Origin of the sequence: Bombilactobacillus bombi, from assembly GCF_003522965.1 — a bacterium.
Classification (GTDB): domain Bacteria; phylum Bacillota; class Bacilli; order Lactobacillales; family Lactobacillaceae; genus Bombilactobacillus; species Bombilactobacillus bombi.
This window is the reverse complement of the sequence record NZ_CP031513.1, coordinates 1,244,355-1,268,204: the sequence shown is the minus strand read 5'-3', so window position 1 is coordinate 1,268,204 and position 23,850 is coordinate 1,244,355. Positions and strand designations below refer to the sequence as shown.

Annotated in this window: 20 protein-coding genes and 1 pseudogene; 17 read left to right on the top strand and 4 right to left on the bottom strand. The window is 31.8% G+C overall.

Annotated elements, in window-relative coordinates; all coding sequences use genetic code 11:
* Window positions 1-13: 13 nt before the first annotated feature.
* Window positions 14-895, top strand: coding sequence for a LysR family transcriptional regulator (locus DS830_RS06290; RefSeq protein ID WP_118908686.1), 882 nt, complete (start codon window positions 14-16; stop codon window positions 893-895).
* Window positions 896-1,013: 118 nt separating this feature from the next.
* Here the strand turns inward: DS830_RS06290 and DS830_RS06285 are convergent, their stop codons facing one another.
* On the bottom strand, window positions 1,014-1,919 hold the full coding sequence (locus tag DS830_RS06285; protein WP_118908685.1) for a proline-specific peptidase family protein: 906 nt from the start codon (window positions 1,917-1,919) through the stop codon (window positions 1,014-1,016).
* A gap of 173 nt (window positions 1,920-2,092) precedes the next feature.
* Between DS830_RS06285 and DS830_RS06280 the strand changes: the two genes are divergently transcribed.
* From DS830_RS06280 to DS830_RS06215, 14 genes are all read left to right on the top strand, one after another.
* Window positions 2,093-2,485 carry a GntR family transcriptional regulator gene (locus tag DS830_RS06280; protein WP_118900581.1) on the top strand — a complete coding sequence of 131 codons (393 nt, stop codon included), beginning with the start codon at window positions 2,093-2,095 and terminating at the stop codon, window positions 2,483-2,485.
* Complete coding sequence (locus DS830_RS06275) at window positions 2,460-3,173, top strand: ATP-binding cassette domain-containing protein (RefSeq protein WP_118900583.1); 714 nt, start codon at window positions 2,460-2,462, stop codon at window positions 3,171-3,173. The genes DS830_RS06280 and DS830_RS06275 overlap by 26 nt, the downstream gene beginning before the upstream one ends.
* On the top strand, window positions 3,166-3,936 hold the full coding sequence (locus DS830_RS06270; protein ID WP_118908684.1) for a hypothetical protein: 771 nt from the start codon (window positions 3,166-3,168) through the stop codon (window positions 3,934-3,936). Before DS830_RS06275 ends, DS830_RS06270 begins: the two co-directional genes overlap by 8 nt.
* Window positions 3,937-3,974: 38 nt before the next feature.
* Window positions 3,975-4,745 carry a hypothetical protein gene (locus DS830_RS06265; RefSeq protein ID WP_118908683.1) on the top strand — a complete coding sequence of 257 codons (771 nt, stop codon included), beginning with the start codon at window positions 3,975-3,977 and terminating at the stop codon, window positions 4,743-4,745.
* 205 nt (window positions 4,746-4,950) lie between these two features.
* Entirely contained in the window at window positions 4,951-7,239 is a 2,289-nt protein-coding gene (helD, locus tag DS830_RS06260; RefSeq protein ID WP_118908682.1) for an RNA polymerase recycling motor HelD, read from the top strand.
* Complete coding sequence (locus tag DS830_RS06255; RefSeq protein WP_118908681.1) at window positions 7,230-7,727, top strand: hypothetical protein; 498 nt, start codon at window positions 7,230-7,232, stop codon at window positions 7,725-7,727. Before helD ends, DS830_RS06255 begins: the two co-directional genes overlap by 10 nt.
* Window positions 7,728-7,841: 114 nt before the next feature.
* Complete coding sequence (locus tag DS830_RS06250; RefSeq protein ID WP_240366793.1) at window positions 7,842-9,041, top strand: MFS transporter; 1,200 nt, start codon at window positions 7,842-7,844, stop codon at window positions 9,039-9,041.
* Between the two features lie 386 nt (window positions 9,042-9,427).
* Entirely contained in the window at window positions 9,428-11,977 is a 2,550-nt protein-coding gene (locus DS830_RS06245) for a sigma 54-interacting transcriptional regulator (protein WP_118908680.1), read from the top strand.
* Window positions 11,978-12,094: 117 nt separating this feature from the next.
* Window positions 12,095-12,502, top strand: coding sequence for a PTS sugar transporter subunit IIA (locus DS830_RS06240; protein ID WP_118908679.1), 408 nt, complete (start codon window positions 12,095-12,097; stop codon window positions 12,500-12,502).
* A gap of 26 nt (window positions 12,503-12,528) precedes the next feature.
* Window positions 12,529-13,023: a PTS sugar transporter subunit IIB gene (locus DS830_RS06235; RefSeq protein ID WP_118908678.1), complete on the top strand. Its 495-nt coding sequence runs from the start codon at window positions 12,529-12,531 to the stop codon at window positions 13,021-13,023.
* A gap of 24 nt (window positions 13,024-13,047) precedes the next feature.
* Window positions 13,048-13,881 carry a PTS mannose/fructose/sorbose/N-acetylgalactosamine transporter subunit IIC gene (locus DS830_RS06230; protein ID WP_118908677.1) on the top strand — a complete coding sequence of 278 codons (834 nt, stop codon included), beginning with the start codon at window positions 13,048-13,050 and terminating at the stop codon, window positions 13,879-13,881.
* Window positions 13,878-14,705, top strand: a complete 828-nt coding sequence (locus tag DS830_RS06225) for a PTS system mannose/fructose/sorbose family transporter subunit IID (RefSeq protein WP_118908676.1) — start codon at window positions 13,878-13,880, stop codon at window positions 14,703-14,705. The genes DS830_RS06230 and DS830_RS06225 overlap by 4 nt, the downstream gene beginning before the upstream one ends.
* Window positions 14,706-14,883: 178 nt before the next feature.
* On the top strand, window positions 14,884-15,168 hold the full coding sequence (locus DS830_RS06220) for a hypothetical protein (RefSeq protein ID WP_118908675.1): 285 nt from the start codon (window positions 14,884-14,886) through the stop codon (window positions 15,166-15,168).
* A gap of 975 nt (window positions 15,169-16,143) precedes the next feature.
* Window positions 16,144-17,121: a LacI family DNA-binding transcriptional regulator gene (locus DS830_RS06215; protein ID WP_118908674.1), complete on the top strand. Its 978-nt coding sequence runs from the start codon at window positions 16,144-16,146 to the stop codon at window positions 17,119-17,121.
* Window positions 17,122-18,387: 1,266 nt separating this feature from the next.
* Here DS830_RS06215 and hxlB read toward each other — a convergent pair.
* The 3 genes from hxlB to DS830_RS06200 are packed head-to-tail and all read right to left on the bottom strand — an operon-like array spanning window position 18,388 to window position 20,690.
* Window positions 18,388-18,927 carry a 6-phospho-3-hexuloisomerase gene (hxlB, locus tag DS830_RS06210; protein WP_118908673.1) on the bottom strand — a complete coding sequence of 180 codons (540 nt, stop codon included), beginning with the start codon at window positions 18,925-18,927 and terminating at the stop codon, window positions 18,388-18,390.
* Between the two features lie 23 nt (window positions 18,928-18,950).
* On the bottom strand, window positions 18,951-19,907 hold the full coding sequence (locus tag DS830_RS06205; RefSeq protein ID WP_118908672.1) for a sugar kinase: 957 nt from the start codon (window positions 19,905-19,907) through the stop codon (window positions 18,951-18,953).
* 48 nt (window positions 19,908-19,955) lie between these two features.
* Window positions 19,956-20,690 carry a sugar phosphate isomerase/epimerase family protein gene (locus tag DS830_RS06200; RefSeq protein WP_118908671.1) on the bottom strand — a complete coding sequence of 245 codons (735 nt, stop codon included), beginning with the start codon at window positions 20,688-20,690 and terminating at the stop codon, window positions 19,956-19,958.
* 358 nt (window positions 20,691-21,048) lie between these two features.
* On the opposite strand from DS830_RS06200, the pseudogene DS830_RS06195 reads away from it, so the two are divergent.
* Window positions 21,049-21,969, top strand: a pseudogene (locus DS830_RS06195) (IS30 family transposase).
* A gap of 743 nt (window positions 21,970-22,712) precedes the next feature.
* Window positions 22,713-23,834, top strand: coding sequence for an NAD(P)-dependent alcohol dehydrogenase (locus tag DS830_RS06190; RefSeq protein ID WP_118908670.1), 1,122 nt, complete (start codon window positions 22,713-22,715; stop codon window positions 23,832-23,834).
* Window positions 23,835-23,850: the final 16 nt, after the last annotated feature.

Genomic DNA, 23,850 nt, shown 5'->3' with positions numbered 1-23,850 from the left:
AATAGGAACCAATATGAATACACGAGATTTGGATTATTTTAAAATTTTAGTTGATAAAAAAAGTTTTACTGAAGCAGCAATTGCTTGTCATGTATCACAACCTACTATTACAGCTGCTATTAAACGTCTAGAAAAAGAATTTGCTGTCAAATTGATTGAGCGCGATCGTATTCATCAGCGCTTGCATGTTACTCGAGCTGGAAAGATACTTTATCAAAGTGCTACTGCGATTCAATTGAAACTTACCAATACACAAAAGGAACTAGCAGCAACAGCACAAAGAGAAATACGCTTTGGGTTACCACCGATTATTGGAACTGCTTATTTGCCCCAATTGGCTGAAAAATTACAGCAACTAAGTCTGTTATCATTAATTAAAATTACTGAAACGGGTTCTAATGCGCTTTTGAAAAAAATTTTAAATGGTGAGATTGATTTGGCCTTAATGGCTTCGCCGAAACCTTTAACATATTCAGATTTAAAAGCTAAGATTATTGGTCGACGACCATTTTGTATTGCAGTGAGTCCGAAAAGTCATTTGGCTTCATTAAACCAAATTGCTTTTGCTGACTTGGCGGATGAACAATTTATTGGGGTTACAGCGCAATACGTGCATCTAAAAGTTTTTCAAAATTTTTGTAAATATGCTGCTATTAATCCTCATATTGTCTATTCTGCTCCAGATATTAGTTGGGTTAAAGGTTTGGTGCGGGCAAATTTGGGAGTTGCTTTATTAGCAGATGATGCAATTTTACCAACCGACCAGTTACATAAAATTTACCTTACCGATCCTTATCCAGAACGTTTTAATATTTCTATTGTGCAGCGACAAGAATATGTTTTATCGGAAGCGGAAACCCAATTGGTAGCTGAATTATCGAAAATGAATGTTTAAATGTTAATTCAATTTAAACTTGAAAAGTTTTAAGACGTTGAGAAATAAGTTACAAAAAAGACTGAGATAATTTTATCCCGGTCTTTTTTGTAATAAAATAATATTATTATTGAGAATTTTATTCATTAAAAGTTCCAGCTTCAACATCACGAATAAACTTTTTCAAATGTGCAAAATAAACTGGGGCATTATCAATCATATGATGGTGGCCACCATTGGGTGTTGTCTCTAAACGTGCATGAGGAATTTCTTGTTGCATAATTTTTGCTGTAGCAAGAGGCATAGTTTCATGCTCCCCAAAAGTTAAAAGAGTGGGAACTGTGATTTCGTGAAGATGCTGACGAAAGTGCCAATCTTTTAACTTGCCCGTAATCACAAATTCATTATCGCCTTGAAAGACATTGTACACATCAGTTGCCATTGTAGAAACTAAATGGCGAATAGCTTCTGGTTGTTTACGATCAACATATTCAGCATTTAAAATATCAACATAGCTTTGGTAGGTAGGATCATCTAAACGGTTTTCTTGTTCGATTTTTTCCATGTAAGCAACTTTGTCAGCTCCTAGAGTGTTGAGTCGGCATTGATTGACGTTGGTTACATATTCATCAATTTCATCAACCATACTGGAGATAATGGCACCTTTTAGATGTTGACCGTATTTAGCGGCATACATTTGTACTAGTAAACCACCCCAAGACTGACCGATTAAATAAAAATTATCCAGGCCTAATTTTTGCCGTACTTCTTCAACTTCTTCTAAAAAATAATCATAAGTCAAATACTTCGCCGCAATTTCAGGATTACTATAATCAGGTTGGTCGGAATAAAAAGAGCCTAATTGGTCATACATTGAAACCTGCACCCCTAAATCGGCTAGTTCATCACCAAAGTTTTCCCAATATTCATGGGTGCCGCCAGGTCCGCCGTGAAGGCATAATAACTTAATATCTCCTTGACCCACTGTCCGGGTCCACAAATGGTAACCATTGTTTAAAGTAAGAATTGTTGTTCCCTGTTTCATGTCGTCACTCTTTTCTTTAGGATAGTTCTATCATATCAAAAATGAGAATAATTTAATAGTAAATACTATGTGATTTTTTAATGAGAAAAAGTGGGAAATAATGCAGTTTTTACTTGGCAAAGTGTCATAATGGTGTTATAGTGTTGTAGTACAGAGATGAGAGGGGAAATGTCATGAAATTTAAAGACAATGTTCCGATCTATTTGCAAATTAAAGATATCATTAATCGGCAAATTATTGCTGGTAAATATTCTTTGGGAGCTAAGATTCCGTCTGTCCGCGACTTATCTGTTAAGTTAGAGGTCAATATTAATACCATTCAAAAAGCAGTGAATGAATTAGTGCAAGAAGAAGTGGTAGTGACCAAACGTGGGTTAGGAAACTTTGTAACCGAAAATGTGCAGGTAGTTGATGAATTAAAAGATCAATTGATTAAACAAACAATTGCTGATATGTATGAATCACTAACAGCTATGGGATTAGATCAAGGCGAAATTTTTTACTATATTAAAATGTACTTAGCAGAAAGGATAAAAGACAATGACCAATCTAGTGCAAATAAATAACTTAACCTATCGAAAAAATAATAAAACTATTCTTCATGATGTTAATTTAACTCTTTCTGCAGGACATTTTGTTGGTTTAGCAGGAGCCAATGGTGCTGGGAAAACGACTTTAATGCGCCTGATTGCTGGTGTGGCTAAAAATTATCAAGGTGAAATTTCTGTCAATGGTTCAGCTTCTGAAGTTGCTAAAAAGGCCGTAGTAAGTTATTCTGATGAACTTTTAGGATTTAGTCGACAGACAACTATTCATGATGTCGTGTTTTTCTATCAAACTGTTTATCCAGACTTTTCCCTGGAACGTTATCAAGAATTAGCAAAATTTTTAAAATTAAAAACTGATGAGCGGTTAGCAATTTTGTCCAAAGGGACAAAAGAGCGCCTAACAATTGCTTTGACCTTAGCCCGTCAAGCATCATTGTACTTATTAGATGAGCCGTTTAGTGGTATTGATGTGATGAGTCGTAAGCAAATCATTCAAGGAATGTTAAATTGGGTTTCCGAAGAGGCAACTATTATTATTAGTAGTCACCATTTGGAAGAAATTGCGCATATCTTGGACGAATTAATTATTATTAAGGATCAAACTATTTTAGAACACCGCTCGACGGATGATATTTTAGAGCAAGAACATCTATCAATTGAAGATTACTTTGAAAGTTTATATGCAGAGGATGAGGACTATGACTAAGTTTACCCAAACCCTGAAAGCTACAGTTCAAAGCCGCATTAAAATGGTAACACGTTTATTGGTTTTGAATGTGGCAGTGATTGCAGTTTCTTTTATTTTTACGATGTTTTTTGGAGAAGCCCGCAAGTATTGGTCATTAAGTTTATTTATTAACGTAGTGCTATGGCTTATGATTTTTGCGATTGCTATTTTAATCAAGATAGCTTGGACTTCGCGTAATGACCTTCGAAGTAATAGATTTCGTCTGATTCCGGTTTCCGAAACCAAATTATACTTGGCTGATAATTTAAGTTCTTTAATTAGTTTTATTTATGCACATATTATGCAGGCAATTTTTATAATCATTTCATTGGGTATTATGTGGTTTACCTTGCCTAGTAATAGTTTTGGGGCCAGTTTTAAAGCTGGGTTTCAATACAATAATATCAGTGCAGGCGATATTGGTAGTGATGTATTGAGTTTATTATCGCCCATTTTATTGATTTTATTAGTTCATTTGGTTGATTTTATTAGCACAGTGATTTTGAATTATATCCCAGGTGGGGCACAAAAATTTATTAAAGTGATTATTTATATTATTGTCATTGCTTTGACGATTTATATAATTTTTAATTTAGGTAAAGTCTTAGTTTCATTTTATACAGGCACTCTAGCACAAGAGTCGGGAGCTATTTGGTTAACCAATGGTATTGTAGGTAGTTTTATTATTGTCATTGGTGTTATTAATATTTATCTTTTGCGTAATGTGGAAACTATCCGTTAATAAGTACCAGACAACGTATTTGAGGAGGAGAGGATGAAATGACGAAATTTTCACGAGTGTTTAAAGCGACGTTACAGGCTCAATTATGGATGTTGACGCAAACGTTTTTGATTTATCTTTTGGTTGTAGCTGTCTCTTTTGTTTTTAGTATGTTTTCAATAGATGCCCGTCAAGCATGGTCAGTTAGTTTAATGGCTAATATTGCAGGTTGGTCTATGGTATTTATGTTTATTTATCTGGTGCGTTTGATTATCTCTTCTAAAAATTTAATGAAGAGCAATCGTTTTCGATTAATTCCCATTTCTGGAAATAAGTTATATTTAGCTGATATTTGTAGTTCTTGGGTAGGCTTGATTGTTGTACAGTTTATCCATCTGGTGCTTTTGCTTTTGAGTTTTTGGTTGGCATATTTCACAACACCTGATGCGTCAATTAATGGCTTATCTTGGCATGTCTTAGTCAATGGACCAGTGATTAGTGCAACAGCCAGTGGTCTCATTTTGACCTTGTTATCACCAATTTTGATTATTTTACTAGTGCATTTAATTGATTATATCAGTACTATTTTTCTAAGTTATATTCCTGGAGGTGCTCAAAGAGTAGTACGAGTATTGGTTTATATTGTGGTGATTGTCATAGTTATTTATGTCATTTCTAATGTTTTCAGTGTGGGGGTTTCTATTGTAAATGGTAATTTTGTTAGTGGTGCCCGTTCAGTTTGGAATATGGATTTGTTCTTAACCGGATTAATTATTATTTCAGGCTCTACAAATATGGCACTTCTACATGGTGTGGAAACTATTCGCTAAAATCGGATAATGTATCAAGCATATTAAAAAAACTAGAGCAAAATATGCTCTAGTTTTTTAATATGACTGAGTTTATAGAGTTTTATTGTAGACCAAAGATTATTCTGATAGTAATTAATTATCATGGCTGTATATTACTATTAATTAAACCTAAGTTGTGCTAAAATATTTCGTTAATATTGGAGAAAGCCTGGAGTGATAGTTCATGGCAGAAAAAGATAAGCGACAAGAACAGCAACATTTAAATGCAATTATTGACCAAATTAAACGTGCTGAACAAAAATTAGCTCGTAGTATTACTAATGCCAAAGCAGATATTGATGATATTAATCGTACCTTTGGTGATGATGTCCACATTGGCGCCGGTGATGATTCGATTTCCATAGCGGGTGCTTTGTCAATTCATCAACAGCAACAAATGCTGGCAGAACGGAATAACGCTTGGCAAAGATCACAACAACAATTAAGTGTTTTACAAAAATTAGAAAAAAATCCTTATTTCGCCAGGATTGATTTTCGAGAATTACCTAGCGGACATCCAGAAACGATTTATATTGGTTTGGCCTCGTTTACAGATGCACAAAATCATTTCTTGATTTATGATTGGCGAGCACCAATTTCTTCAATTTATTATGATGGCAATTTAGGCCAAGTAACCTATCAAACTCCTGATGGAGAGCAAGTTGTTGAGGTATCACTAAAGCGACAATTTATTATTGAAGAGGGTCAGATTGTTTCACTATTTGATACACAGGAAACTATTGGTGATCAAATGTTATTGACTGCCCTGAGTCACAATGCTTCTACGCAAATGCAGGGTATTGTAACGACCATTCAACAAGAGCAAAACCAGATTATTCGTGATACTAGGTCTGATTTATTATTTGTGCAAGGTGCAGCGGGCTCGGGGAAAACTTCAGCGATTATGCAGCGAGTGGCTTATTTATTATATCGTTATCGTAAAAAGTTAACTTCTGGTCAAGTAGTAATGTTTTCTCCTAATATGCTCTTTAACGATTATGTCAGTCAAGTTTTGCCCGAAATGGGTGAGCAAAACATGGTGCAGATGACTTATTTGCAGTATGTAGCCCGTCGGTTACCTAAAGTGCAAGTCCAAGATTTATATGAACAATTCGAAGCCATTCAACAAGATACGATTACGCCTGCGACTCGCTTTGTCAGTGATTTAGCTTTTTTCAAGTTAGTCACTAGTTATGCCCAGCAACTTCAGCAAGGGGGAGTTCACTTCCGCAATTTGTATTTTCGCAAACAGGTTTTGATTTCGCGTGCGCAAATTGCCAATATTTATTATGGTTTTGGCCCACAATATACCCTGTTAAATCGAATTGATGGTACTAAAGAAGCATTAATCAAGATAGTGCAACGTAAGATTAGTAGTGAAATGCGTAAAAAATGGGTTCAAGAACAAATTCAAAATTTAAGTCAAGAAGAATTACGCCAAATGTATGATTACCCAGATCAAGAATTTAAAAATAGTGATGATGAAACTAAATTCTTAGCCCGCAAAATTGTTACCAATGCTTTGCGTCCAGTGGTTAAAAAAATTCGACATAATAGTTTTATTAATATTGCTGCCACATATTATGAATTTTTAAAAGTTGTGCCGCAACTGCTGCCATTGACCAAATACCAAGTTAGTGATGCACAATGGCAAAATTTTGTAGCTCAATTTGCAGCAGATTGGTCACAACACAAAATTTCGTTAGCTAATATTTCACCATATCTGTATTTATATGATTTGCTTACTGGACATCATGGTGATTTAACAATGAAATTTGTTTTTATTGATGAAATTCAAGATTATACGCCATTCCAACTAGCCTATCTGCAGTACAATTTTCCGCGTGCTCGCTATACAATGTTGGGTGATTTGAATCAGGCTATTTTGACTCATGATAACTCACAAACACTTTTAAAAGAAATTACTCGTTTATTTGATTCTGAAAAAACACGTGTTATTCAACTCACGCATTCTTATCGATCTACAAAGCAAATCACGGAATTTACTAAACATTTATTAACTGTGGGTGAGAAAATTATTCCTTTCAACCGACCAGGTGATTTACCCAATATTAAAGTATCAGCTTCTGCTGAACAAATGTTGCAAGCTACACGTGAACAATTACGAGCTAATCAGCAACAAAATTATGCCACTGCGATTATTACCAAAGACTTATCCCAAGCACAACAATTACAACAACAACTGCAACAACATGTTCCTGTAACTTTAATTAAGTCGGAAAATCAACGGTTGGCCACAGGTGATTTAGTCATTCCGGCGTACTTAGCCAAGGGGTTAGAATTTGATGCTGTCATTATGTGGAATGCTACCGCTGGTCAATTTACTAACCAGGACCAACAATTGATTTATACAATTACTTCGCGGGCCATGCATCGCTTAAGTATTATTGCCAACCAACAATTAGATCCAATTATTGCAGCTGTTCCGAAAGATTTAGCCCAATGGCAATAAGTCTACCTGCAACTATCAAGCAAGTTTGGCATCCTGATTTGCCGACGTTATTATTATCTTTACATGCCGATATTGCTCCCAGTATTTTAAGTGGAAACAAGATTATTGAATATCGACGTCGGTTTTTCAAAGATAAATTTCAAGCGTTTGTTTATTTAACTGGTAAAAATGGTGGTTTAGAACTTTTTATCCAGTGTGCGCAGCCGCTTGTTGGGTCTGTGCAAGCTTTGACAGCATTAGGTGTCGTTGATAATCAAGAAATGGTTCAAAAATATTTCGCCACTAAAAATGTCGGTTACGCGATTCCCATTTTGGAAGTTTACCAATTTCCTAGAATAGCATTAACCCAATTACGGAATCAATTTGGCAAATTCACCGTACCTCGATCCTACCTATTCTTAGATAAGTATGACAAACTAAAAATTCGCAATTTTTTGTTGCAACAGCCATGTAACGCTAAACAAATAAATCATTGGACAGTAAATTAAGCTGACGTATCTACGTCAGCTTTTTTGATGAGAAACAATTTATTTGCCTAGTGGGGGTTATTTTTAGTAAAATTGATAATTGTGTTTAATTTTGTTGAGAAAGAATGTGTTTGTGTGCAAAAAAGAACTTATTATTGGTTGGCAGCCGGGATTCTTTTCATTGCGGCCAATTTACGTCTACCGATTACAATGATGCCGCCTTTGGTTCCGTGGCTCAAAAATAATCTAGGTTTGTCTACTAGTATGAGTGGCTTGTTGACCACAATTCCTTTAATTGTTTTTGCTTTGTTATCGCCAACGATTGCGAATTTAGGTATTAAAAAGGGAAATGCGCAAGTATTGTTAGGAACTTTAGTGACGTTAGTTGTGGGATGTTACCTGCGGATTTTGCCCAATAAATGGTTTTTACTAGGAGCAACACTGATTGTTGGGGTGGGAATCTCGGGAGGCAATGTTTTATTGCCTGCAGTGATTCAAGAATATTTTCCCCACAAAACAGTTATTTTAACTAGTTTATATACTTTTATGATGGGTTTTATCGCTTCTATTGGAACTGGAACATCTGCGCCGTTAGCACAACAGATAGGATTAGTTGGTGCAATGGCAGTAATTTCCTTGTTTGGCGTAGTAGCACTTCTGATTTGGGCAATGGCAGTGCATCAATTACCCCATAAGCAAGCTAAGCAGCAAGTTACTCCTCATAATCATGGCAATAGCCAATTATTAAAAATACCTTTGACTTGGATGATTATTTTCTTTTTTGGAGCACAATCGCTATTGTATTATTCAATGTTAACGTGGTTGCCAGTTTATTGGACCAATACCGGTTTTTCCACAACAATAAGCGGCTTGTTAGCGACAATTTTTCAATTGTGTGGTATGCCGCTCTCTTTATTAACACCTATCATTGCCCGCAAGCGTTCAGGGATGTATTTTATTAGTTGTTTGATGGGCGGCGGATTTGGCTTTGGTGCTATTTTGCTGTTGGTTTGTCGGCATAATTTTGTCTGGAATGTTTTAATTGCTATTTTATTAGGTGTAGCTGCTGGAGCTTCTTTTAGTATGTGCGTGGTCTTTTTTCAAAGACGCACTAGTTCCGTTATTGAAACAGCTCAAATTTCTGGTATTGCTCAATCAGTAGGTTATTTATTAGCTGCTTGTGGTCCAGTGTTTAGCGGAATGATTAATAGTTGGACGCATTCTTGGGTCCCAGTAATGTTAATATATGCTGTAATTGCAGTTGTAATGGGCTTTGATGGAATTATGATTACTAATCACCCACCTTTGAATACCCAGAAAGATAAAATAGTTTAAATTATAATGATGGCAGATTTCTTTACGTTTAACTACACAGATGATTTAAAATAATTTTCTAACATTGATAAAGTTGAAATAGTATTAAATTTAGGTTTTGATGTTAAAAAATTGGCAGGTTAATATTTCTTATTTACAGTTACTGGACGTTACTTTCAGAGTGTGATTAATAAACCTAAATTGATTTTGGGTTTGATGATGGACAATTAAATTAATTACAGACGAACAAATTATGGCTACTGATATAATCTTGTGGAATTTAAGCTAATTTTTGCCTACAAAATAATAAATAATGAAGCGACCAGATTTAAAAGGTCGCTTTTACTTTGTTATAATAATATACAGTTAAATTATAGGCAAAATGGGATTATTATATGAGGATAATGATGAATAATACGCAAACCAAAATATTAGAAGAACTAACTAAGGTCGATTCTATAACAACTAATTCATTAGCACAAAAGCTTAATTTATCGCGGTCAATTACAAGTCATTATCTGAATCAACTGGCTAAAGACAAAATAATAAAAAAAATACCAAATTATCCAGTTCTTTGGTCTTATAAAAAATCTGCTATAGAAGATAACCAGTCGCCTTTTGCTAATTTTATTGGTTCAAAAGGAAGTTTACAAAAGATTGTTAATCAATGTAAGACCGCAGTATCATATCCACCTAAAGGAATTAATATTTTAATCACAGGAAATTCTGGTGTTGGAAAAAGTTATCTAGCACAAAAAATAGTTGAAGAAGCCCGTTATGAACATGTAATCGCTCATAATGCACCATATGTAGTATTAAATTGTGCAGATTATGCCAATAATCCAGAATTAATTTCTAGTATTTTATTTGGTTATGTTAAAGGTGCATTTACAGGAGCCACAGAAGATCATTTAGGATTATTACAGCAAGTAAATGGTGGTTACTTGTTTTTAGATGAAGTACATCAACTTGCTAGTGAAAATCAAGAAAAGTTGTTTACGTTTATGGATACTGGAACTTTCCATCGAATGGGTGATAGTAAAACTCTCTGTCATGCTAATGTGAGATTGGTTTTTGCAACAACTGAGGATCCTAAACAAGTAATGTTAACAACATTTCAACGAAGAATTCCAATTGTTGTACATTTACCCAATTATATTAAACGTCCCATAGATGAGCGATTAGGCATTCTAGAAAGTTTGTTTTTTCAAGAAGCCCAACAAGTTCAAAAGACAATGGTTATTTCAGGAGAAGTTGTTAAACAATTATTAATGGTTGATAATCCAGGAAATATTGGTTATTTAAAAAATTTAATCAAGGTAGGATGTGCAACTGCTTATCGTGAACAAAAATCGCAATCAATTTTACATGTTGACCAGAGCAGTTTTTACTTTGAACAGATAAGTAAGACTACTAGTCAATTAGAAAACTTAATTATTGATCCTAATGAGCCTAAAATGTTATATGCACATGATATTTTGACAGATCAATTAGAAGAATTACAAATAACATTTTCTACAAGTGATCAGGACAAATTAATTTCTAAAATTCATGATTGTTTGACTAAGCTAGAAGGAAAAATTCCATCATGGGTTTTACAAACAAGCGAGCATCAACAGCATCGTTTGATTTTTCAACGAATTATTTGTCACCAATTTGGGCTTAAAGCAGCAGTCTATATAGAACCTCTTATGTATGTTTTGTATCGACAGCATTTTCATTTTCAGATTGCTGATTATTCTCAGTTGTTTCATTATTTACAACTTCAATGTCCGCGCTCTTTACATTTGGCACGTCATTTTTATCAAAAATTACCAATACTTAATAAAAATAGTCAAATAAGTTTGATAGTTATTTTAGCAATTATGCTGCAAGATTACGTTGATGAAACTGTTCAGTTACGAGGACTAATCGTAGCTCATGGTGACAGTACAGCTACTAGTATTCAAACTGTAGTTAATTCATTATGTGGCAACTATCTTTTTGATGCTCTAGATATGCCCATTGATACTGGAGTGGATTCTATCATTAAAGAAACAATTAAGTTATTAGATGACTTTGATACTACAAAAGGTTTTATTTTAATGATTGATATGGGATCTTTAAGTCAACTATATACTTCTATTAAGTCACATTTAAATGGAGATTTATTAGTTGTCAATAACTTAACTACTGTTACAGCTTTAGATTTAGCCTTAAATATGCAGCAAAATCGATCTTTTAAAGAACTTGCAGAGCATGCAGAAAAAAGCTATACAATTGATGTTAAATATTATGAAGGAGTGTCGCAGACAGCCAATATTTTGATTTCTTGTATTTCAGGATTGGGCTTAGCAGAGAAAATTAAAGAAATTATGCAAAAATATTTGCCACCTAATATTCAAGTAATCTCATTAGATTATGCTCAATTAAAGGAAAAGATAGCTAGTAATGATTTCAAATTTTTCTCCAAGACATTATTTGTCCTTACTACCATTGAATTAAATGATGCACAGTTATTTTCTCATTTAAATGTTTATGATCTTTTAGATAATAGTGGTTTGTTAAAGTTCAAAAAATGGTTATCACCTTATTTGCAATTAAACAATATTGAAAAATTGAGTGATGAATTAGTGCAATTTTTCTCATTAAAGGGTGTTAGTGAGCGATTAAGTTTTTTGAATCCAGAAGTAATTATTCAAGAAGTAGGAACTGTTATTACCAAATATGAAAATTATTATCATCTGAAGCTAACTGGAAAAGTAAAACTCAATTTATATATGCATATTTCTTTAATGATTGAACGATTAATGGTGAGAAAAACAATTGATGAGTCAATAGTTGTCAAAGAAATGGAAGAACAAGATTTCTTTAAAGTATCACATAGTGTCTTTCGCCCAATTGAATTGAAATATAATATTAAAATATCAGATTATGAATTATCATTGATGTATGAACTGTTTAAATCAATTAAATAAGAGTGTTTGCTTAGCAAACACTCTTATTTTTTTGCTTAAGATACGCTTTTATAGCGACTTGGCACCAAATTTGCTTATACATAAATGTAAAATAATTTCTCAAAGGAGTTTGGCATAATGACAGCTATTTTGATTGCTAGCCACGGGCATTTGGCCAGTGGCTTACAGAGCTCAATTGATATTTTAACAGGAAGAGGTAATGAAATACATACCATTGATGCTTATGTTGATCAACATGATTATGTTCCTGAAATCAAACATTTTGCTAAGACAGCATCCAAACCTTGCGTAATCTTTACAGATTTAAACGGTGGCAGTGTTAATCAAAAAGTTGTTTTAGAAGTAGGCGAACAAGAAGGGGTATATATTGTGACACAAGCTAATTTGGCTGTGGTTTTGTCAGTGTTATTAGATACAGAAACATTAACTAGTAAGCGTTTAGACCAGTTGATTAATGAGTCACAAGTACAACGAGTACAAGTTAGTGCAACGGAAGATTTATCTGATAGTGATTTTTTGGCATAAAGAACATAAAGGAAAGGAAGATTAAAATGATTGCACAATTACGTGTAGATGATCGGTTAATACATGGACAGGTAGCTTTAGTTTGGACTAAGGAATTGGATACGCCGGGTATTGTTGTAGCTAATGATAATGCTGCTAATAATGAAATGGTCAAGATGACTTTAAAAATGGCTACACCAACAGGTAAAAAATTACTTATTCGTTCAGTAGACGATGCGATTAAAGTGTTTAATAATCCAAAAGGTAAAGATATGAGAATGTTTGCTTTAACTAATAGTGTTCAAGATGCTTTAAAAATTGCACAAAATGTTTCTGAAATTGATGGAATTAATGTTGCTAATGTAGGCCGTTTTGCAGACAACGCTGATCAATCAATTCAGTTAAATTCTACGTTGATGCTTGACCAAAATGAATTAATAGCATTAAAGGAGTTAGTTAAACTTAATATTCCAGTTTTTAATCAGGTGGTACCCAGCAATAATAAAACTGCTATTACTTCGTTATTAAAAAATGTAAATTGAGTATTAATTAAAGGAGTGATTTATATGTTAAAGACAGCAATATTAGCTGCTTTGTGTGTATTTGTTTGTTTTGGTGGTAATTGGCTATGGGGTCAAACCATGATTGAACGACCACTTGTAGTAGGAATGATTACTGGTTTAATTTTTGGTGATATTCGAACTGGAATTATGATGGGTGCTTCTTTAGAAGCTATTTTTATGGGTGCTGTTGATATTGGTGGTGCTTTATCCGCTGAACCAGTAACAGCTACTGTTTTGGCTACCACTTTTTCAATTATTTTGAATGTAAATCAAAAAGCAGCATTAGCAATCGCAGTACCTATTGGCGTTTTTGCAGCTTTTATATCTATGTTTATGAAAAATGTAGTTATGAATATATTTGCACCCGTAGTTGATAAAGTAGCGGCTAGTGATAATCAAAAGGGATTAATTTGGACTCATTTTGGTATGTGGTTCTTAAATTACTTTGTGTTTTCTTTAGTTACTTTCTTTTCTATATTAGCAGGTGCTAAACCGGTACAACATTTAGTTAGTGCAATTCCTCAAAATTTGATGGCAGGATTATCAGCAACAGGTGGATTATTACCAGCCGTAGGTTTTGCTATTTTAATGCGTATGCTTTGGAGTAAAAAATTATCTCCATTTTATTTTTTGGGATTTATTTTAACAGCATATTTACAATTGCCATCAGTGGCTGTAGCGGCGATTGGAATTATTATCGTAGTATTACAATGGCAACGTGATAAGCAAATTATGGATATTGAAAATAAGCAAGTCGCTTTAAAAAGTCAAAGTGCTGTAGTAACTAATACTAATGCAAATGAAATGGAACAAGAAGAGGAGGACTTTTTCTCATGAAATTAACCAAAAATGTATCCCCTGAAGATCGAGAAATGATTAATTCAATTTTTTGGCGTTCATTTACTGTTTTTGCTAGCCGTGCAGGTGCAACTAAGGCTCATGCACCAGGTTTTATGTATTCAATTTTGCCAGCAATTAATCGCTATTATAAAGATGATAAAAAGGCGCAGGCTGAGGCCTTAAGTCGTCATACAACTTGGTATAACATTACTCAAAATGTTGGAACTTTTGTAATGGGATTAGTTGCCTCAATGGAAAAGAAAAATTCAGAAGATCCTGATTTTGATACAGATTCTATTGTGGCATTGAAAACTTCATTAATGGGGCCTTTATCAGGTATTGGAGACTCAATTTTTTGGGGAGTTTTAAGAGTTATTGCTGCTGGAATTGGGATTAGCTTAGCTAGTCAAGGATCAATCTTTGGACCTATTTTATTTTTGATTATTTATAATGTACCTGCCATTTTAACCAGATATTATCTCACTTATATGGGTTTTACTTTAGGAGACACATTTATTTCAGACATGTATAAGAGTGGCAGTATGCAGTTATTAAATAAAGCTGCTTCCACTTTAGGACTTATGATGATTGGTTGTATGACAGCTAGTATGGTTACTTTTAAAAGTAAGCTATCTATTCCAATCACTGGTGGTAAGCCTATTTTAATTCAAACATATTTGGATCAGTTATGGAAAGGCCTAGTGCCATTAGTGGTAACTTTAGGTTGTTATTGGTTATTAAGTAAAAAAGTTAATGTTAATTGGATCTTATTAGGAGTGCTAGTTTTAGCAATTGTTTTAGGTCTGTTAGGAGTTGTTTAATAGATAATATAAAGTTTGTGATTAACATCCTAAGCCAATCTCTTGACCTTTTCTTGTACAAATAATATCATTACTAAAATATACAGACAAATGTCTAAGTATTATTTTGACAATGTTATTCAAAGTAAGCGATTACTAACATACAATACTAAATTTTATTTAGAGGAGGTTGATTGATTTGGTGTTGAGTAATTTAAAAACTGTATTGCATTTGAATGCACCTAAGCAAATTGAAATTAAATACCAACATCAACACGAAACGAAGAGATTCTTTAAGGATTACTTTAAGCAACATAATATCAAAGCTAATTGCGTGGACTTTGCAATTACCCGCGAAAATAATCATCCGGTTTATGTGAATACTTTTGAATTAAAAGGACCAGATTCTGTTGCTTGTGCACGAATTATTGAAGATATTTCACTTAATCACAATGTAATGCGTATCCGTCGTGTTCATGCTTGATGCTGTTAAATGAATGAAGCAAAAATATAATTTTAAGTTGAGTATAGAAGTTATATATTTTGGCTCTATATTTTTGAGTATTGATAGAAATATCAATACTTTTTTAATATTTAAAAATAACTTGATAAACTAAAGGAAATATTGATTACTTTTAATCATACAATTGAATAAAAGTAATGAAAGTAGGTTAGACAATGTCTTTTAACAACGGTTTTATTCTATTAGTTTAATCTTCAAAATTAAAGAGACATAAAAGCATATTAGATAAAAAATACCATGTACGTTGCACAGAAAAATTAATTCAAACTAGCACTCTCTTTTCTGCCTTCTTTCAATTTACGTACTTCCTTTAATGCCAAAATGATATTTTAGTTAAGAATAGTTGAGAAAACTAGTTGTTTCTCTTAATTACGCTTAATCGACAGCCTTGTTATTTAAAATTACAAAAACAGCTTAATAATGTACTTTGTAGGAAAGAAATAACAAAATCAAAATAATTATTTGTACAGCTATGGTATTCATAATTATCATTATTTATAATTACGAATTTATCTATAGTTTGACGCTCCAATTCGATCAAAAATAAACTATTAGCAACGGTAACGAGTTCAATAATGAATAGAAAAACAAAAAAACCAGTTCAAATAGTTATTGAACTGGCAAGTAAAATATTTATCAGCACTCTTTGCCATAAAACTAATATTTATAGAAAAAATATTATTCATAGTTAGAATTTAATATCTAAATATTACGGAGCACTTCACTATTGTGTACAATTAGAAATACTTAAAGTGATTTCTATTTCGATTTTGTTTGATGATTGATAGTTGCAATAGAAATAATTATTAGCTAAACTTAAAATTGTCTTTCAAGATTTTAATACTTTAGCATTAAATAAACAAAATTAGATTACTCATAATTTTTATATGATATTTATTAATTCTATATAAATAAATTTTTAAGGAAATTTTTATAATGAATAAAAAGTCTAACATAAAAGATGTGGCAAGATTAGCAAACGTTTCAACAGCCACAGTATCCAGATTTTTAAATGGCGATCTTAAAAGAATGTCTAGCAAAACTGCATTTAAAGTGAATTCAGCAATTAATATACTACATTATGTTCCAAACTTTGCAGCTAGACAAATGGTTACTAACTCTAGTAGAATGATTGCTGTTATAGTTGCAAATATTGATGATTATTTTTCAACTGAGATTTTCAAAGGAGTAAGCACTTATTTAGAAAGTAACGGATATATTGCTGTCTTATTTGATACAAATGCCAGTGAAGAAAGAGAAAAAGAGATATTAAAAAATATAAAATCATATAATTTTGATGGGATAATTTTTCAACCTAATACTACAAATTGGAATTTTATTAATAGTAATTTATTTAATGATACACCAACTGTATTGATAGATAGAGAATTTAATGGAATTAAATGGCCCCAGGTGTTATCAAATAATTATGAAATTGCTCGGACTGCTACTTTATACTTTAACAAGAATGGATTTAAACATATAATAGTTTTAACATCTAAAATAGATTGTGTATCTACCAGAAGGGAAAGATTTTATGGAATTAAATCTGTAACTCAAAATATTGATATTATTGAAATATCTGAAACTATTTACAATATGAAAGAAATCATAAAAAAACTCTTAAAATTAATAAAATCTTCGAATGATAAAACTGTTATTTTTTCATTAAAGGAGAGGTGGTTATTAGAAATAGTACCATATCTCATATCTAAAAGAATATTAGATAATATTAACTTAACTACAACAGGTTTTATAGATACAAATATAATTCGTTCTATTGTTCCTAATGCGAAATTTATAACTCAAAATTCTTTTCTTATGGGAGGAACTGCAGCTGAACTTCTAGTTAAAATAATAAAATCAAAACAGAATTCAGATAAAAAAATAATTATTCCAGCAAAATTTTTTTAATAAATGGCAATTATAAATTTAATCTAAACTATATTTAAAAATTTTTATATCAATTCTAAATTGATATAGCTTTAGAGAGATATTGATTAATCAATTTAATGGTTTTTAATACTTTATTATATAAAGTATTTGTATTTTGAAGAAATCAATATAAATTACGGTTAAATAGCCACCACGATAATGTTATCAAACTTTGTAATGCGCAAATATTTTTTCATGATTAAACATTTATACATTTTAAATATACTTTGTAAATCTTGTTTTTAGTTTTTATAGCTCATAATGGCTATAAAAAGCAACTTTGATGTTTTATAAGAATCACTAAGTGGGATTTATTGCTTTAAAAAGTCTTTTGCTTATATCTTTGTATCATAAAAGACTTATAATATTAAAATAATGGCCGTTAGAATATGTGTATTTGATCATAATATTATATAAGGTCTGATAGTTTCTAAGTGCTTGCTTGGCTAATAAAACCAGTCAATAATAATCTGTACTTGTAGAGATACTTAGAAATTTCAATAGTCACAAGCAACATTTGAATTCAATACGATTATTTATATTCTACTCATTTGTTGGAAAAATTTAAAAATAAGTCTTTAGATTTGTAGTTAAATTAGTCAGCAATAAAATCCAACTATCTCTCTTTAAAGCCATTTTTGACTGTACAATGAATTTTGTCATTAGTGAGGACACTGAATCAAGGTATAAACAAGTAAAACATTAATTTAATGATAATCAACCCTATTATATTTTACATACTGATATTATAGAGTGTAGACTAACTTCTTGACAAGAAGATTATAATCTGACAATCATTGACGAAGCATTGTTGGAGATATTGGTTTGTTCTGTGAGCTTATTTTCAATATAAAGTTAAGTTTATATTATGTTGGATCAGCAGAACAAAAATTATTCATTATTACCTATCTAATTGCACATTATATTATATTCTTTAATATTTTAATTAATCCTTAGATTCAAAATATCTAATTTTAAATTTATTTCATTCTCTATTAATATTTAAAATAGAGTCCCTAAATAGTTATTGTATAATACGAATATATATAATTAATCGGTATTACTATGATCTTTTTAGTTACAAAAAATTTTTAGAAACAAAATATTATAAGCTATGAGTGTATTAATAAATAAATATTATCCCATTACTTTATCTCATAAAATAAGATATTACTTTATTACGATTTCATAATGTAAATCTTATAACTCGTCTAAATTTAAAAATATTTTTAGATTTAGATAGTGCTATTCCATATTAGTATGTCTTGATTTAATAGTACTATCACTAATATTTTTTATATGGCTTAATTGTAAACATAATATATCTAAAATTATATAAGAGCATTGATCGAATAATGTACTTAACAATTGAATTGATTTAACAGCACCATCATTATCTTTTGTTGTTCCTGGGATCAAAACTATAGAATTACTAATTTTGGATAAATAAGAATCAATATTACTAGTAACTGTGATTAATGTAACACCTATTGCTTTTGCTTTTTTGGCTAGAGTAATAATATTATGTGTTTCACCAGATCCCGAGATACAAAATAAAATATCGTTTTTTTGTATTGATGGAGTTATAGTTTCACCAATAACATAAACTGTATAGCCTAGTTGCATTAATCTCATTGCAAATCCTTTAGCAATTAATCCTGATCTTCCAGCACCTAAAACAAATACTTTTCTATCTTGCATTAATAACGATTCTGTTTCTTTTAATTGTTCAATATTAACTAAACTCATTACTGTATTAATTTCGTTCATTATGGTTTTAATCATATTTAATATGGCCACCTTAATTATTAAAGTATTCCTTCTTTTTTATAAAAATTCTTTAACTGTTCCTGTGTAGGGTAGCCATCATTATCTCCTGGGGTTTGTACTTGTAAAGCACCAATTGCATTCCCTCGAATAACAGCTCTTTTTAATGATTGACCTTCTAATAATGCTGTTATAACTCCTAGTGCAAAGCCATCTCCCGCGCCCACAGTATCCACAACATTCTTTACATGAAATCCGTTTACTGTATATTTATCGCCATTATCTTTTTTGACAAATGCGCCTTTTGCACCAATTTTTACTATTACAACTTTTGTATGCTTACTTTTCAAATAAAAATCAGCTATTCTTTCAGGATCTTTTGTTCCTACAAGTATTTTTCCTTCTTCTATTCCTGGTAATACTATTTGAGCATAATTTGCTAATTCATTAATAGTAGATATCATTTTATCTTGAGAAGACCATAAAGGAGGCCTTAAGTTGGGATCAAAAGTAGTTACTATATTATTTCTAATAAGATTGCTAAATAAATTTTTAAAGGTTTCCTCTGCTATGTCTGAAATAGCAGGAAAGATACCAGACATATGTGCTATTTTAACATTTGACAAATCTATTTTATTTACTACATCTTTGTTTAAATAACATGCAGCAGAATTTTTACGATAATTAAATGTACTGGGATCCCCATGTGATACCAATTGCTTTAATTGATATCCTGTAAAATGATTAGGATCTTCATATAGATAATCTACACCTATATTATGGCTCAATATTGTTTTTTTAATATATTTACCAAAAGGATCTGAACCGACCTGTGAAATATATTGTGCTGTGTGCCCTAATCTACTAACACCTACTGCAACATTAAGTTCTGCTCCTCCCATAACTTTATGAAAATCATTTGAATCAACTAATGATTTATCTTTATTTTTTGAAGCAAAAATCACTAGCGGTTCGCCGATAGTAATAAATTCACTCATCATTAACACTCCTAGTTGTTTAGTATAAATAGAAAACAAATTGTTTGATTATTTGTTTAATAATTTTAATTGATTATAAATAAATTCATCGGACTCCATAGGATATTCTAATGCAACGTCCACATTAACAGGTAATTTTTTTAAAATCAGACGCCAATCATACATTCCTATATTTAAATTATCAGATGTCTGTAATTTTCCTTCTTTATTTATAACGTTTTTTAAATGAACATATCTAGTATATTTTGATAACTCATTTGCACTTTTAAGTGCGTCACCATGAGTAAATGCCCAATTTCCTAAATCATACACATAACCAATATTTATATTTTCTGAATATATGGCTTGTAAAAAACTTTTTATCGCTTCTAATGTACCACTTATTTCTGTCTGATCGTTTTCAATATTGGTTTCAATATCATCAATAGGGAATTGTTTTAAAGCTTTATCTAGATTTCCCTTAAAGTTTTTGAAGTTACCTATATTAAACTTTATCTTTGTTGCTCCTAATTGTTTACCTTCTTGAAAATAATCTTTTAGCTTTTCGTTTATAGTTCCATCCTTTGTAAAAATTGACTCTGGTACACTATAATTAACAGTCATATTATATTTATCTGCTTCGTTTTTTAGCTGTTCCAATTCATTTGTATAATTTTTAAAATATTCTCTTCTGACTTCGATACCATTTACGCCTATATCATGTATTCGCTTTACTAAAGCTACTTGACTTATTCCTTTCTGAATTTCTTTTTCAAAAATTAACGTATTTAAAATGATAGACATTTTATACCTCCTACAATTTATTGTTTTTAAAGGAATGTTTGAAATCCCTTTCATAATATATGTCAAACGTTTACCTAAAAAAATTCAAGATAATTACTAAAACATATTAATTTAACATATAATTTTAAATACTAAAGCTACTCTTTAATAAATTTAATTATAACTTAAAATTGTAAAGACTATTGTTACGTTGTTTATACCATAATTTATCCTATTTGTTGAATATCTATTAAATTACTAATTTAATTTAAACAATTCGCAGATTCTATAATTAATCCGAACAAGCATTAATCTAAAAAACCCAAAGTAATTCCTTGACAATGGTAGTTATCACACAAACCATGAAAGCAGGATTACTTTGAGCACTGCTACTTTAACACAGTTTGACCGCGGAGAAATAGCCCTTTTATGGCAACAAGGTCAAACGCAACAACAAATCGCTGATGCAGTCGGTGTAGCTAAGTCCACTATCTGTACCGAATTACAACGGGTAAAACCCTATGACCCTGTTTTAGCCCAACAAGATGTCGATCAAAAAAGACAGCATTGTGGGCGCAAAACTATTCTAAATGCGTCTCTCAAGCAATTGATTGAAAACCATTTACGCTTGACTTGGTCTCCGGAAGTCATTGCTGTCAAATTTAAGATAGCGCCAGCTTCGATTTATAATTGGCTGCATCAAGGTCAATTAGACTTTGACTGTCAGGATTTACCGGAGCGTAATCGTCGCCGCCAGCGCAGCCCAGAGACTCGAGGTCAATATCAAACCAGGTACAAGTATTGAACAGCGTCCAGCAGCGATTAATCAACGCCAGACATTTGGCCATTGGGAAGTGGATACCATTTTATCCAGTCGCGGGCAAAGCAAAGCTTGTTTAGTTACCTTTTTGGAACGACATAGTTGCTTCTTTTGGGCGATGAAATCTCCTGATCGGACAGCCCAATCCTTAAATCAAGCCTTTGCGAGCTTTATGCACCGGTTCGGCAGCACCGTTCAAAGCATTACAGTAGATCATGGGAAAGAGTTTGCCCAATATCAGGACTTGGAACAGGACTATGGCTTAACCACTTATTTCTGTCATCACTATTCGCCTTGGGCACGGGGCAGTAATGAGTATTTTAACCGGAAGCTGCGCTGGTTCTTTCCCAAGAAAACTAACTTTTTAATCAGGTGACAGCTGAGCAAGTACTGGAGGCTTTGGAACTGATTAATAACCGCCCTTTAAAGCTGCACCATTACCGGACTGCCATTGAAGTTTTTAGAGCTTATTCGGATTAAACTGTAATCTGCCAATTATAATAATTTTAATATAAATCTATATATAAATTTTCGATATAATTAATCAAATAATACAAAATCTCTTTAATTATCACATAAATATGAGATCTATTATAACTGTAAAAATTACTTAATTTTTATATTACAATTTCAACTTTGTTTAGGTCCTTTTTTACTCAAAAATTAGTATACTTTGTAATTAAAGTTTATATAAATAATATATAAAAAATTGCCAATATGATTGGCTCATGATATTTTAACCTTGTCTTGAAGGATTGACTTTAAGAACTAAAGTATTTTTCTCGGACTCACATCTAAAGATATTTTTAAATATTAATTTCATTTAATATATTTAGTTATTAGTCAAAATAATTAATTATGCATGAATAAGAAGAACTAAATAATTTAAGTTTAGTTTTAAATTGTATGTTTAGTGATTTTAATAATTTCACAATATGTTTCTGAATTTTGTATTTTTTTTATAGTACTATTATTTTGTAATTAAAGTGCATACTATTTAAAATATTTAAGATAATTCATGCTTTTGAAATTTTTGTAATAATTATCTTTACAAAAGTTTGTTTTATAATTTTTAAATTAAATTGTGATTTTTATTAATCGAAAGATATTCGGTTTAGAATTAAAAATTTAAAAAAGTTATTTTTCTGTTGATTTATTTTGAGGAAAGTGTAACAATATCCTTAGGTAAACGTTTACTCAATATTATTAGGAGATGCAAGAAGATGAAGATTAAAGCAGCTGTTGTTGAAAAAAAGGGTGCAGATTTTACAATAAAAGATGATATTGACTTACACGAAGTAGGTCATACCGATTTGCAAGTTCATATGGTTGCAAGTGGTATTTGTCATTCAGATGAGGCTATTCGTAAAGGTGATGCCGATTTAGGTTATCCCGTAATTTTGGGTCACGAAGGTGCTGGAATTGTCGAAAAAGTTGGCGACCAAGTTTCCAATTTTAAAGTTGGTGATCATGTTATTTTGTCATTTTATGCTGATGGCATTTGTGATAACTGTTTAAAAGGAGTGCCAACTCAATGTCGTCATTATGGTGATTATAATTTGTCTGGTGTTCGGGCTGATGGTGAAGATCATTTTCAAGAAAACGGCCAACATATCTCAGATATGTTCAATCAATCATCATTTACTACTACAACTGTTGTGGACCAACGCAATGCAGTTAAAATCGATCCTGAAATTGATTTACGTAAAGTAGGGCCTTTAGGCTGTGGTTATGTAACAGGTTCCGGTACTGTCTTTAATACTTTACAACCTAAACCTGGTGATACGATTGCTGTCTTTGGTACTGGTGCTGTTGGTTTAGCTGCAATGATGGCAGGCAGAATCGCTGGTTGTACTAAAGTAATTGCTGTGGATATTGTTCCTGAACGTTTAGAATTAGCTAAAGAGTTAGGTGCTACTCATGCAATTAATAGTAAAGATGAAGACGCTGTTGCCAAAATCAAAGAATTAACTGGTGGCTATGGTGTGGATTGGACAGTTGATACTACGGGTGTTGCTGGTGTTATTACTAATGCTGTCCAAGCTTTGGCTCAAGGTGGTACTTGTGCCGCAATTGCTGTGACAACACAGTTAATTCAACTTTCAACTTGGAACGATTTATGTGTTGATGACAAGAAAATTGTTGGTGTTAATATGGGCGATTCTATTCCTCAAGTGGATATTCCTCGCTTATTAGAGTTCTACAAACTGGGTATGTTTGATTTTGATAAGACTGAAAAATTTTATGATTTTGAAGATATTAATCAAGCTAACGCTGACTCTGTTTCAGGCAAAACTATCAAACCAGTTTTAATTATTGATAAAGATTATCAACCTAATAAATAATAGGCAAGATTTAAAT